12 protein-coding genes are annotated in these 12,563 nt (G+C 73.1%); 4 read left to right on the plus strand and 8 right to left on the minus strand.

Features of this window, described 5'->3' with window-relative positions; genetic code table 11:
• Nucleotides 1–12 precede the first annotated feature (12 nt).
• From H4O22_RS19575 to pdhA, 4 genes are read right to left on the minus strand one after another with little or no spacing between them, the layout of a single operon-like run.
• A complete protein-coding gene (locus tag H4O22_RS19575; RefSeq protein WP_182524961.1) occupies nt 13–837 on the minus strand; it encodes a protein kinase domain-containing protein in 825 nt (274 codons plus the stop codon).
• A 58-nt stretch (nt 838–895) separates the two neighbouring features.
• Nucleotides 896–2,287: a dihydrolipoamide acetyltransferase family protein gene (locus tag H4O22_RS19580; RefSeq protein ID WP_182524962.1), complete on the minus strand. Its 1,392-nt coding sequence runs from the start codon at nt 2,285–2,287 to the stop codon at nt 896–898.
• Nucleotides 2,288–2,308: 21 nt separating this feature from the next.
• The gene (locus H4O22_RS19585; protein ID WP_182524963.1) at nt 2,309–3,289 is read right to left on the minus strand and encodes an alpha-ketoacid dehydrogenase subunit beta; all 981 of its coding nucleotides are present in this window, start codon (nt 3,287–3,289) and stop codon (nt 2,309–2,311) included.
• The gene (pdhA, locus tag H4O22_RS19590) at nt 3,286–4,461 is read right to left on the minus strand and encodes a pyruvate dehydrogenase (acetyl-transferring) E1 component subunit alpha (protein WP_182524964.1); all 1,176 of its coding nucleotides are present in this window, start codon (nt 4,459–4,461) and stop codon (nt 3,286–3,288) included. The genes H4O22_RS19585 and pdhA overlap by 4 nt, the downstream gene beginning before the upstream one ends.
• Before the next feature lie 164 nt (nt 4,462–4,625).
• Between pdhA and H4O22_RS19595 the strand changes: the two genes are divergently transcribed.
• Nucleotides 4,626–5,075, plus strand: coding sequence for an SRPBCC family protein (locus H4O22_RS19595; protein ID WP_182524965.1), 450 nt, complete (start codon nt 4,626–4,628; stop codon nt 5,073–5,075).
• Between the two features lie 10 nt (nt 5,076–5,085).
• Here H4O22_RS19595 and H4O22_RS19600 read toward each other — a convergent pair whose 3' ends face one another.
• Complete coding sequence (locus H4O22_RS19600) at nt 5,086–6,066, minus strand: glutathione S-transferase family protein (protein ID WP_182524966.1); 981 nt, start codon at nt 6,064–6,066, stop codon at nt 5,086–5,088.
• A gap of 61 nt (nt 6,067–6,127) precedes the next feature.
• Between H4O22_RS19600 and H4O22_RS19605 the strand changes: the two genes are divergently transcribed.
• Together H4O22_RS19605 and H4O22_RS19610 are read left to right on the plus strand one after the other, a co-directional pair.
• A complete protein-coding gene (locus H4O22_RS19605) occupies nt 6,128–7,012 on the plus strand; it encodes a M15 family metallopeptidase (RefSeq protein ID WP_182524967.1) in 885 nt (294 codons plus the stop codon).
• Nucleotides 7,013–7,044: 32 nt separating this feature from the next.
• Nucleotides 7,045–8,664 (plus strand): FMN-binding glutamate synthase family protein, encoded by a 1,620-nt coding sequence (locus H4O22_RS19610; RefSeq protein WP_182524968.1) that lies wholly within the window; start codon nt 7,045–7,047, stop codon nt 8,662–8,664.
• 13 nt (nt 8,665–8,677) lie between these two features.
• Here H4O22_RS19610 and hisC read toward each other — a convergent pair whose 3' ends face one another.
• The 3 genes from hisC to H4O22_RS19625 form a co-directional block, all read right to left on the minus strand.
• Nucleotides 8,678–9,748: a histidinol-phosphate transaminase gene (hisC, locus tag H4O22_RS19615; protein WP_182524969.1), complete on the minus strand. Its 1,071-nt coding sequence runs from the start codon at nt 9,746–9,748 to the stop codon at nt 8,678–8,680.
• Between the two features lie 5 nt (nt 9,749–9,753).
• Nucleotides 9,754–10,311, minus strand: coding sequence for a VanZ family protein (locus H4O22_RS19620; RefSeq protein ID WP_182524970.1), 558 nt, complete (start codon nt 10,309–10,311; stop codon nt 9,754–9,756).
• 529 nt (nt 10,312–10,840) lie between these two features.
• Entirely contained in the window at nt 10,841–11,755 is a 915-nt protein-coding gene (locus tag H4O22_RS19625; protein ID WP_182524971.1) for a dimethylarginine dimethylaminohydrolase family protein, read from the minus strand.
• Nucleotides 11,756–11,881: 126 nt separating this feature from the next.
• On the opposite strand from H4O22_RS19625, the gene H4O22_RS19630 reads away from it, so the two are divergent.
• Nucleotides 11,882–12,562 carry a GntR family transcriptional regulator gene (locus tag H4O22_RS19630; protein ID WP_182524972.1) on the plus strand — a complete coding sequence of 227 codons (681 nt, stop codon included), beginning with the start codon at nt 11,882–11,884 and terminating at the stop codon, nt 12,560–12,562.
• Nucleotide 12,563 lies beyond the last annotated feature (1 nt).

The raw sequence follows: 12,563 nt of genomic DNA on the forward strand, positions 1-12,563 counted from the left end.
GCGCGCGCCGGGTCAGAGCGCGGCGTCGATGCCGATCAGCGCGGCGATCGCGGCCACCAGCACCACGAGGAACAGCAGCACCATCGAGAGCCGCGACGGACCGCCCGGCATCGGCGCGTACGGCCGGGACGGCGAAGGCTCGACGACGATCTGCCCCCGCGGCGCCTCCCCCGCGCGGACCAGGTCGTCGCGGAAGGCCGCGGCACTCGGGTAGGAGCCCACGCTCGCGAGCACCCGGTCCAGCTCGGCGCCCCGGGCGCCCGGCTCGTGGGCGCCCTCCACCAGGGTCGCGAGCAGGTCGCCGAGGGCGCGGACGTCGTCGGCCGGGAGGGCGCCGGGGTCGGGCGGGCTCACCAGCGGCGGGGCGAGCCAGGCCCGGACGACCTCGCCCTCCTGGTGCAGGAGCACGTGCTCGGTGTCGACCGACCCGTGCACCAGGCCGGCCTCGTGCAGGTCCGCGAGGCCCGCGGCCAGGTCGGCGACCAGCGCGACGGCGGTGGCCGGCGCCGGCGGGCCGTACTGCTCCCGCAGCCGGTCGATCCCGCCCTCCGGCGCGAGCTGCGCGGAGACCCAGAGCCGCCCCTCCTCCTCGCCGACCTCGTGCACGGGCAGCAGGTGCGAGGAGTTGATCGCGGTCCAGGCCGTGACCAGCTCGCGGACCCGCTGCTCGCGCGCGCCGTCGAGGTCCTCGGAGAACACGGTCAGCGCGACGAGCCGCTGCTCCTGCTCGTCCATCGCCTCGAAGACGTCGCTGTCGGGGCCGTCGCCGAGGCGTCGGCCGACGGCGTACCTGCCCAGCACCGCGCCGGGGTCGGGGAAGGCCGGGTGCTCGCTCATGGGTGACCGACTACCCACGACCCGGGCCGGCCACACCGGACGACCGGCGCGGGCGCGCTCACATCAGGAGCGAGAGCGCCGGGTCCTCCATCACGCCGGCCACGTCGGCCAGGAACCGCGAGCCCTTCTCGCCGTCGATGTGCCGGTGGTCGAAGGAGAGCGCCAGCGTGCACACCTGGCGGACGACGATGCGGTCCTCGCCGCCCTCGGTGAGCACCCACGGCTGCTTCTTCACCGCGCCGAAGCACAGGATCGCCGCCTCGCCGGGGTTGATGATCGGGGTGCCGCCGTCGACGCCGAACGGGCCGACGTTGGTGATCGTGAACGTGCCGCCACTCATCTCCGCCGGCTGGGTGCGCCCCTCGCGCGCGGTCGCCGTGAGCGCCTCGAGCGCGCGGGCCAGGTCGGGCAGCGCGAGGTCCTGGGCGTCCTTGATGTTGGGGACGACCAGGCCGCGCGGGGTCGCCGCCGCGATGCCGAGGTTGACGTAGTGCTTGAGCACAACCTCGCCGGCCGCGTCGTCCCAGAACGAGTTGATCTCGGGGGTGCGGCGCATCGCGAGCATGACCGCCCGCGCCAGCACCAGCAGCGGGGTGACCTTGAGGTCGCGGAGCTCGCGGCGCGCGCGGAGCCTCTCGACCAGCTCCATCGTGCGGGTCACGTCGACGGTGATCCACTCGGTGACGTGCGGGATCGTGAACGCGGACTGCACCATCGCCGCGCCCATCATCTTGCGGACGCCCTTGATCGGCTCGCGGGTCTCGCGCTCGGGTGCCGAGACGTCATACGAACTGGTCGCTACCGCAGCCGACTCGGATGACGTCCCGGCGCCGGCCGCGGCCGCCTCGACGTCGGCGCGGGTGACGGTGCCGTGCGGGCCGGACGGGGTCAGCGTGGCCAGGTCGACGCCGAGGTCCTTGGCGAGGCGGCGGACCGGGGGCTTCGCGAGCGCGCGCACCGCGGCCGGGGCGGTGGCGGGCGCGGGCACCGCGGAGGTCGCCGGCACGGCGGGCTCGAGGTCCACGGCCTCCACGACCGGCGCGGCGCCGGGCTCGAACGCGGCCTGGACCTGCACGTTGGCCGCGGCGGCGCCGGGGGTCTTGCGGACCCGGCGGGTGGGGCCGCGGTCGGCCTTGTTGCGGCCGACCAGGCTCTCGCCCTCGCCGCCGCCGCTGGCGGCCGGGTTGGACAGGTCGATCTCCATCGGCGCCTCGGAGGCGACACCGACCGCGATGATCGGCGTCCCCACGGCGACCGTCTCGCCCTCGGCCACGAGCAGGGCGGTGACCTCGCCGGCGTACGGCGAGGGCAGCTCGACCAGCGACTTGGCGGTCTCGATCTCGACGACGACGTCGTTGACGTCGATCACGTCGCCGACCTTGACCTTCCAGGCCACGATCTCGGCCTCGGTGAGGCCCTCGCCGACGTCGGGCAGCTTGTACTCGGGCATCAGGCTCCTCAGGCGATCCGGTCAGAAGTCCAGCGAGCGGTCGACGGCGTCCAGCACCCGGTCGAGGTCGGGGAGGAAGTCCTCCTCGATCCGCGAGGCGGGGTACGGCGTGTCGAAGCCGCCGACCCGTAGCACCGGCGCCTCCAGGGAGTAAAAGCACTCCTCGGTGATCCGCGCGGAGAGCTCGGCGCCCATGCCGAGGTTGACGTGCGCCTCGTGGCACACGACGGCGCGGCCGGTGCGGCGCACGGAGTCGAGCACCGGCCCCATGTCGAGCGGGGAGAGCGTGCGCAGGTCGATGACCTCGACCGAGCGCCCCTCCGTCGCCGCCGCCTCGGCGGCCCGCATCGCGGTCTTCACCGTCGGCCCGTAGGCGAGCAGGGTGAGGTCGGTGCCGGCCCGGACGACGCGCGAGGTGAACAGCGGGTCGGGGGTCGCCGACTCGTCGAGGTCGGCCTTGTCGGCGTGGTACTGCCGCTTGGGCTCCAGGAAGATCACCGGATCGTCGCAGGCGATGGCCTGCTGGATCATCCAGTAGCCGTCCACGGGGTTGGAGCAGGCGACCACCTTGAGGCCCGGGGTGTGCGCGAACTGAGCCTCCGGCGACTCGCTGTGGTGCTCGACCGCGCCGATGCCGCCGCCGAACGGGATGCGGATCACCATCGGCATCTTCGAGCGGCCCTTGCTGCGGTGGTGCATCTTCGCGACCTGGCAGACGATCTGGTCGTACGCCGGGTAGACGAACCCGTCGAACTGGATCTCGACCACGGGCCGGTAGCCGCGCAGCGCCATGCCGACCGCGGTGCCGACGATGCCGGACTCGGCGAGCGGGGAGTCGATGACCCGGTCCTCGCCGAAGTCCTTCTGCAGCCCGTCGGTGATCCGGAAGACCCCGCCGAGCTTGCCGACGTCCTCGCCCATGAGCAGGACCTTGGGGTCGTCCTCCATCGCCTGGCGCAGGCCCATGTTGAGGCCCTTGGCGAGGGTGACCTTGGTGCTCATGCGTGGGTCCCCTCGGTCTCGAAGGACTCGAGGTAGGCGGCGTAGCCCGCCTGCTGGACCCGCAGCTCCTCGGTCTGCTCGGCGTACACGTGCTCGAACATGTCGAGCGGCCGCGGGTCGGGCAGCGCCTTGCAGCCCTCGCGCAGGGTGGCGCCCAGGTCGGCCGCCTCCTGGTCGAGCTCGGCGAACCACGCGGGGTCCGCGAGGCCGTTGCGCTTGAGGTAGGCGTCCAGCCGCGCGATCGGGTCCTTGAGCTTCCAGCTCTCCACGTCGGCGGAGAGCCGGTAGCGGGTCGGGTCGTCGGTGGTCGTGTGCGCGCCCATCCGGTAGGTGTAGGCCTCGACCAGCGTCGGGCCCTGGCCGTCGCGGGCCCGCTGCAGCGCCGCCTGCGTCACGGCGTACGTCGCGAGCACGTCGTTGCCGTCGACGCGGACGCCGGGGAAGCCGAAGCCGAGCGCCCGCTGGTAGAGCGGGATCCGGGTCTGCCGCTCGATCGGCTCGGAGATCGCCCACTGGTTGTTCTGGCAGAAGAACACGACCGGGGCGTTGTAGGAGGCCGCGAAGATGAACGCCTCGTTGACGTCGCCCTGCGAGGACGCGCCGTCGCCGAAGTGGGCGATCACCGCCGCGTCGCGGTCGGGGTCGCCGGTGCCGACGACGCCGTCGCGCTGCATGCCCATGGCGTAGCCGGTGGCGTGCAGGGTCTGCGCGCCGATGACGATCGTGTAGAGCCCGAAGCCGTGCTCGGCGGGGTCCCAGTCGCCGTGGTCGACCCCGCGGAAGAGGCCGAGGAGGCGCAGCGGGTCGATTCCGCGGCACCAGGCGACGCCGTGCTCGCGGTAGGTCGGGAAGACGTGGTCCTGGCGGCGCAGCGCGCGGCCGGCGCCGATCTGGGCGGCCTCCTGGCCCAGCAGCTGGGCCCAGATGCCGAGCTCGCCGTGCCGCTGGAGGGCGGTGGCCTCCACGTCGATGCGCCGGGTCAGCACCATGTCGCGGTAGAAGCCAAGCAGCTGCTCGGCGTCGAAGTCCAAGTCGAACTCCGGGTGGTGGACGCGCTCGCCCTCCGGCGTGAGGAGCTGGACGAGGTCCGGGCCGCCGTCGCTCTGCGAGGGGCCGAACACCTCCACGAGGTCCGGGCCGAAGCTGCCCTCGGGACTCGGTTGCTGGGTCACCTGCACTCCTTCACGTCAGCGGCCGTGCGGGGTCACCGACGACCGCGGATCGGGTCCGGACGGGCGCTGGGTGTGCGCTGTGACCGGGACCACATACGGGTGCGGACAACCTATCGCCCGGCGTGCGGCGGGCCAATTCGGGTGCACGTCCCTAGGCTCGGGTCATGGGATCTGATGTCATCACCGCCAGCACCGTCGTCGCGGGCCCGCCGAGCGCCGTCTTCGCGATCCTCGCCGACCCCCGCCAGCACCCGCGCATCGACGGCTCGGGGACCGTACGCGGCACGGTCTCCGGCCCGGAGCGGCTCAGCCTCGGCGCCGAGTTCGGGATGGACATGAAGCAGGGCGCGCCGTACAAGGTCAAGAACCGGGTCGTGGAGTTCGAGGAGGACCGGCTGATCGCCTGGCGTCACTTCGGGCAGCACCGCTGGCGCTACGAGCTGGAGCCGGTCGAGGGCGGCACCCGGGTGACCGAGTCCTGGGACCTGACCCGCTACCCGGCCCCGGTGCGCGTGGTCATGCGCACCCTGATGGGCGGGCGGACGAAGAAGGCGATCGAGGAGACCCTCGTCCGCCTCGGCCGGGCCGTCGCGGAGGACGCGGCGCGCCCCTGAGGGCCCGCGGCTAGACCGCGTCCCGTCCGTGCGGGGTCTCCCAGACCGCCGGGTCCGGCCCCTTCGGGACGATGCCGGAGGGGTTCACGTCGACGTGCACGACGTAGTAGTGCTGCTTGATCTGCTCGAAGTCGATCGTCTCGCCGAACCCGGGCGTCTGGAACAGGTCGCGCGCGTAGCCCCACAGCGCCGGCATCTCGGTGAGCTTCTGCCGGTTGCACTTGAAGTGGCCGTGGTAGACCGCGTCGAAGCGGGCCAGGGTCGTGAACAGGCGCACGTCGGCCTCGGTGATCGCCTCGCCCATCAGGTAGCGGCGCGTGGCGAGCCGCTCCTCGAGCCAGTCCATCGCCGCCCACAGCCGGTCGTACGCCGCGTCGTACGCCTCCTGGGAGCCGGCGAAGCCGCAGCGGTAGACGCCGTTGTTGACCTCGGTGAAGATCCGCTGCATGACCTCCTCCATCTCCTCGCGGAGCTCGGCGGGCCACAGGTCCGGGGCGTCCTCGCGGTGGAAGTCGCGCCACTCGAAGAACAGGTCGTGGGTGATCCACGGGAAGTCGTTGGTGACGACCTTGCCGCTCTCCACCTCCACGATCGCGGGCACCGTGATGCCGCGCGGGTAGTCGGGGTAGCGCGCGAAGTAGGCGTCCTGCAGCCGCTCGATGCCCAGCACCGGGTCCACGCCGCCCGGGTCGAGGTCGAAGGTCCAGCTGCGCTTGTCGTGGGTCGGCCCGGGCAGGCCGACGGAGATGACGTCCTCGAGGCCGAGGAGCTTGCGCACGATGAGCGACCGGTTGGCCCACGGGCAGGCGGGCGCCGCGATCAGCCGGTAGCGGCACGGCTCGACCGGCCACAGCTCACCCTCGACGGGGCCGTGCTCGGGGCGCCGCGCGTCCCGGGTGATCCGGTCGGGGATGTAGTTCATGTCGCGGTCGAACTCCTGACCCTTCGCGACGTACGACGGGGTCTGGTCCTGCTCGTCCGGGTCGCTCATCCCCCCAGCCTAGGTGAACCCTCAACGACCGCGCCGGGCTCCGCGGTCGTACGGTCGGGGCGTGCGTCGTCCGCTCCTCGCCCTGCTGCCCGTGCTGCTCGTGGCGCTCGTGCTGCCCGCCTGCAGCACCGAGCCGGCGACCGACCGCACCCCCGCGGCGACCGCCCCGTCCGCCGCCTCCTCGCCCGCCTCCCCCACTGCGGAGCCCGAGCCGGACCCCGCGCCCGCGCCGGACCCCGGCGCCGTGCCGCCGTCCTGGCTGGGCAGCCGCGCGCTCCCGCTGACCGAGGACGGGTACGGCGAGGTCCGGCGTACGCCGCGCGCGCTGCGGGACCGGCGGTTCACGCTGGCCGACCGGCTGCCGCCGCTGCCGGGCCGCGGCTTCGCGAGCCGGGTGCGCGACCCGGCGCCGGCGGGCGTGCTCGCCCGCTCGACGTGGCAGCCGGGCTGCCCGGTGGGCCGTGACGAGCTGGCCTGGGTGCGGGTGGCGTTCCACGGCTTCGACGGCGCGCGGCACACCGGCGAGCTGCTGGTCGCCTCGGCGGTGGCCGACGACCTGGTCAGCGTCTTCCGCGACCTGTGGCGGGCGCGGTTCCCGCTGGAGGAGCTGCGGATCACGACCGCGGCCGAGCTGGACCTGGCCCCGACCGGCGACGGCAACAACTCGGGGGCGTTCGTGTGCCGGCCGGTGACCAGCGGGACCTCGTACTCCGAGCACGCGCTGGGCCTGGCCGTCGACCTCAACCCGTTCCACAACCCGTACCGGCGCGGCGACGTGGTGCTGCCCGAGCTGGCCTCGGCGTACCTGGACCGCGCGGACGTGCGGCCCGGGATGGTGGTGGCCGGCGGGCCGGTCGTCCGCGCGTTCGAGCGGATCGGCTGGGGCTGGGGCGGCGCGTGGACCTCGCTCACCGACCCGCAGCACTTCAGCCTCTCGGGAGGATGAGCAGCCCGACCACGGCCGGGTACCGGAGCGCCATGAAGAAGCTCTGGGCCGCCCCCGTCGCGGCGCTCGGCGCGGTCGCCGCGCACGACCTGCTGCAGCGCAAGCACGCCATCCTGCGCAACTTCCCGCTGGTGGGGCACGCGCGCTTCTGGCTGGAGGCGGTCGGGCCGGAGCTGCGCCAGTACATCGTCGCGAGCAACGACGAGGAGCGGCCGTTCAGCCGCGACCAGCGGCGCTGGGTCTACGCCTCGGCGAAGCTCGAGAACAACTACTTCGGGTTCGGCTCCGACAACGACCTCGAGCACAGCAGCGGCAACATGATCGTCCACCACAAGACCTTCGGCTCCGCCTACCCGACGCACGGCCGGGTGGGGCAGGAGGCGCGGCTGCCCGCGGCCAAGGTCCTCGGCGGCGCGCGCGGACGGCGGCACGCGTTCCGGCCGGCGTCGGTCGTCAACATCTCCGGGATGAGCTACGGCTCGCTGTCCGGCAACGCGATCGAGGCGATCAACCGCGGCGCGGCGGCGGCCGGCTGCCTGCACAACACCGGGGAGGGCGCGGTCTCGCGGTACCACCGCAACGGGGGCGGCGACCTGATCTTCCAGATCGGGACGGCGTACTTCGGCTGCCGCGACGAGGAGGGCCGCTTCAGCCTCCCGCGGCTCCAGGAGCTGGTGGCGTCCGCGCCGATCCGGGCGATCGAGGTGAAGCTCAGCCAGGGCGCCAAGCCCGGGCTGGGCGGCGTGCTCCCCGCCCCGAAGGTCTCCCGGGAGATCTCGGAGACCCGCGGGGTGCCGATGGGCGTGGACTGCCTGAGCCCCTCGCGCCACGCGGAGTTCCACGACGTCGACTCGATGCTCGACTTCGTGGAGATGATCGCCGAGGAGACCGGCCTGCCGGTCGGCATCAAGTCCGCGGTCGGCGACATGGAGTTCTGGCGCGACCTGGCGACGCAGATGGAGTCGCGCGAGCGCGGCGTCGACTTCATCTCGGTCGACGGCGGCGAGGGCGGCACCGGCGCCTCGCCGCTGATCTTCACCGACGCCGTGTCGCTGCCGTTCCGGATCGGCTTCTCCCGGGTCTACCGGGAGTTCGCGTCCCGCGGGCTGCACGAGGACGTCGTGTTCATCGGCGCCGGCAAGCTCGGGCTGCCCGACAACGCCGTCGTCGCGTTCGCGCTGGGCGCCGACATGGTGAGCGTCGCCCGCGAGGCGATGCTGGCCGCCGGCTGCATCCAGGCGCAGAAGTGCCACACCGGGGAGTGCCCCACCGGCGTCGCCACCCAGAACGCGTGGCTCGAGCACGGCCTGGACCCGGTCCTCAAGGGCGAGCGGGTGGCGAACTACCTGCGCACGGTGCGCCGCGACCTGCTCAAGGTGGCCGAGACCTGCGGCGTGGAGCACCCGGCGCTGATCGGCCCCCGCGACCTCGAGGTGCTCGACCACCTCACCGACGGGCGGATGCTCGACGAGGTCTACGGCTACGAGCCCGGCTGGGGCCTGCCGTCGGCGGCCGACCGCGCGGCGATCATCGCGATCATGGCCGAGACCGACGAGGAGGAGACCGCCACCGAGGGTCCGCCCGAGACCGCCGAGCGCGGGCGGGCCAGCACGGAGATGGCGAGCAAGGAGCCGGGCGCCGACAGCCTCTGACCACGGGCGCGGCTCAGCGCGGGAAGTCCGCCGCCAGCTGGAGCAGCCGGTCGTTGGCCTCGGTCTCCCCGATGGAGACGCGGGCACCCTCCCCGGCGAAGGGCCGGACGACGATGCCGAGCTCGTCGGCAGCGAGCGCGAAGTCGGTGGTGCGGTCGCCGAGCGCGAACCAGACGAAGTTGCCCTGCGCGTCCGGCACGTCCCAGCCGGCCGCGCGCAGCCCGTCGACGACCCGCGTGCGCTCGGCGACCAGGGCGTCGACCCGCTCCATCAGCTCGGCGTGGCGCTCGAGCGAGGCGACCGCCGCGATCTGGGCGATCGTCGAGACCCCGAACGGCAGCGACACCGCGCGCAGGGCGCCCGCGATCGGCGTCGGCGCCACGGCGTACCCCACCCGGAAGCCGGCGAGGCCGTAGGCCTTGGAGAAGGTGCGGGTGAGGACGACGTTCTCGTGGCGGCGGTACGTCGCGACCCCGTCGACCGGGTCGTCCATCCGGACGAACTCGACGTACGCCTCGTCCACGACGACCACCACGTGCGGGGGCACCCGGGCGAGGAAGGCGTCCAGCTCGGCCTGGGTGACCGCCGGGCCGGTGGGGTTGTTGGGCGTGCAGACCAGCACGATCCGGGTGCGGTCGGTGATCGCGTCGACCATCGCGTCGAGGTCGTGGCGGGCGTCGGGCCGCAGCGGCACGCGCACGGCGGTCGCGCCGGCGGCGGTGATCGCGATCGGGTAGGCCTCGAAGGAGCGCCACGCGAGGACGACCTCGTCGCCGGGCTCGCAGAACGCCTGCACCAGCTGGTAGATCAGGCCCACCGACCCCGTCGCCACCGACAGGTCCTCCGCCGGTACGTCCAGGGTGTCGGCGAGCGCGGCGTACAGCGCACCGGAACCCATGTCGGGGTAGCGGTTCATCTGGCCGACGGCCGCCTGCACGGCCTCGACGACGCCGGGGAGCGGCGGGTACGGGTTCTCGTTCGAGGAGAGCTTGTACGACGTCATCCCGGGGCGGACCGTCGGCGGCTTCCCCGCGACGTACGGCGGGATGTCGGCGATGTTCGGGCGGGGCTGCGGGGACGGCATGCGCGTCAGGCTATGCGAGCCCGCCAGGGCCGCAGAACCAGCGCCAGCACCCCGCCGAGCAGCACGCCCAGCACCGCGCCGGTGACGTTGTCGACGACGTCGGTGACGTCACACGCGCGGTCGATCCGGGCCAGCTCGAGCTGGGTCCGCTCGATGGCGGCGGAGTACGCCACGAGCAGCGCCAGCCCGATCGGCACCAAGATCACCGCGGCCGCACGCCACCGCGACGCGAGCAGCACGAGCAGCGCGCCCGACGGCACGAACGCGACCGTGTTGAGCAGCCGCTGGCCACCCGAGAAGATCCAGAAACCGTCCGGCGCGGGCCCGCCGATGTCCCAGGAGCAGGTGTCCATCCGGCTCTCGGCGCTGACGACGCCCGGGTTGGCCTCCGCGGGGATGAGGGTCAGGCAGGCGATCACCGCGAGCGACCAGAGCAGGCCCGCCAGCGACCACGCCGTGATCCACCCGACGCGCGGGCCGAGCAGGCCGCCGAGCACGAGGCAGACCAGCCCGGACAGCACGGCGCCGACGAGCATGACCTCGATGCCACCGACCGGAAACATGGGGGTGACCGTACCGAGGCCACGGGCGTGCCGAGGTCGCCCCGGTGGTCGAGCAGCGAGGAGCGCCAGCGACGAGCGATGTCGAGACCCCCGCAGCACCCCCACGACCTTGATCGAGACCCTGCCTCACCTCACCGGGTTTCGACAACGCTCAGCTACCGGTGGTCGAGCAGCGAGGAGCGCCAGCGACGAGCGATGTCGAGACCCCCGCAGCACCCCCGCGACCTTGATCGAGACCCTGCCTTACCTCACCGGGTTTCGACAACGCTCAGGCGCAGAGCGCCTTCGCTGCTCAACCACCGCGGGGCTCAACCACCGGCAGCGCGCGGACACAAGCGCCGACTCGGCGATCCTGACGCTCGTCGCTGCTCAGGCACCGGTGGTCGAGCAGCGAGGAGCGCCAGCGACGAGCGATGTCGAGACCCCCGCAGCATCCCCGCCCACGTCGATCGAGGCCCTGCCTCACCTCACCGGGTTTCGACAACGCTCAGGCGCAGAGCGCCTTCGCTGCTCAACCACCGGCGGGGCGTCAGGCCTCGGGCGGGATGACGACCTCGCCGCCGGGGACGGCGGGCAGGTCGCGGCCGACGGTGATGTCGATGGGGTTGGTGAGGCAGCGGATCGAGCCGCCGCCCTTGTGGAACTCCGAGACGTCGACGATGACGACGTCGAAGCCCCACTCCTCGAGCTTCGTGCGCACCCGCGGCGGGCAGGCGGGCATCACGACGGTGCTGCCGACGACGACGGAGTTGGCGGCGAACGTGGTCAGCGCCTCCTCCTCGGTCAGCACCAGCGGCTCGGGCACCAGCTCCAGCAGCGCGGCGGCCGAGGGCGCGTCGAGCGCGGCCGGGCAGACCAGCGCCCGGCGCTCGTCGAGCGGGCAGAACGCCAGGTCGAGGTGGTACATGCCGGGGTGGGTGATCCGCAGCCCGCGGACCCGGACGCCGAGGTCGGCGGCGAGGTGCTTGAGCGCGAGCTCCTCGGTGCGGGGGCCGTAGCCGACGACGAGGGCGTCGCCGAACGCGAACGCGTCGCCCGCCTCGAGGTGGGCGCCGACGCCGTCGCTCCCGACGTACGACGGGGCGTGGCCGAGGCCGGCGAAGAACGGTCCGGCGCTCACGGTCTCCATCCGGCGCTCGGCGTACCGCATGTGCGACATCACCGCCTGCCGGGTGCCGTCGGCGCGGACCAGGCCGAGGCCGAGGTTCATCGCGTAGACCATGTCCGGCGCGTCGGGGCGTTGCGCGAGGACGTCGACGCTGGCACCGAGGCCCTCCAGGGTGCGCACCATCGTCTGCCACTGGCTCATCGCCAGCACGGGGTCGGGCTGCACGGCGGGATCCATGAACGGGTTGATGACGTAGTCGACCCGGAAGTGGGTGGGCTCGACGGCGACGTACCGCTGACCCCAGCCCAGACCACGCGTCCTCTGCAGCACCGACATCGACGACCTCCCAGGACCGCGGCCAGCATTGTCAGACAATCTGACAACGCGGTCAGTGTGGGGCCAAAACCGGTCGCCGCGCAACCTGTCCGGACAACCTGGCCCCTTTCCCCCCACAATGAGGTCATGTCCGCGCCGTTCGGCACGCTGCACCTCGAGCTCTCGTCCACCGTGGACCGAGTCGCTCAGGAGCTCCGGCGCGCCATCTTCGACGGGGAGCTGGAGTCCGGCACACCGTTGCGCGAGATGGCGCTCGCCGCCTCCCTGGGCGTCAGCCGGCCCACCGTGCGCGAGGCGCTCACCCTGCTCGTCGCCGAGGGGCTGGCCACCCGCGAGCCGAACCGCGGGGTGCACGTCGCCACGCCCGAGACCGCCTCGGTGCGCGACGTCTGCGCCGCGCGCTGGGTGCTCGAGGGCGCCGGGGTACGCCGGTGGCTCGAGGCCGACGAGGAGCAGCGGGAGCAGGTGCGCGCGACGCTGGACGCCTACACCTCGGCGGTGCACCGCGGCGACGCGACGTACCAGGAGCTCAACGAGCGGCACCTCACCTTCCATGTCTCCCTGGTGGGGCTGACCGGGTCGCCGCGCCTGGTGGCGATGGCCGACAACCTGGTCGTCGAGCTCAAGCTCGCGCTCGCCCAGGTCGAGCGGATCCGCCGCAACGCCCACGACGAGGCCGACAACCACACCGCGCTCGTCGCCCTCCTCGAGCAGGGCGACATCCCCGGCGCCTCGGAGTTCCTCCGCCAGCACCTCATCGACGCCGAGGAGGACATCATCGATGCGCTGGGGCTCACCGACGCCTGAC

The organism is Nocardioides dongkuii, assembly GCF_014127485.1.
GTDB lineage: Bacteria > Actinomycetota > Actinomycetes > Propionibacteriales > Nocardioidaceae > Nocardioides > Nocardioides dongkuii.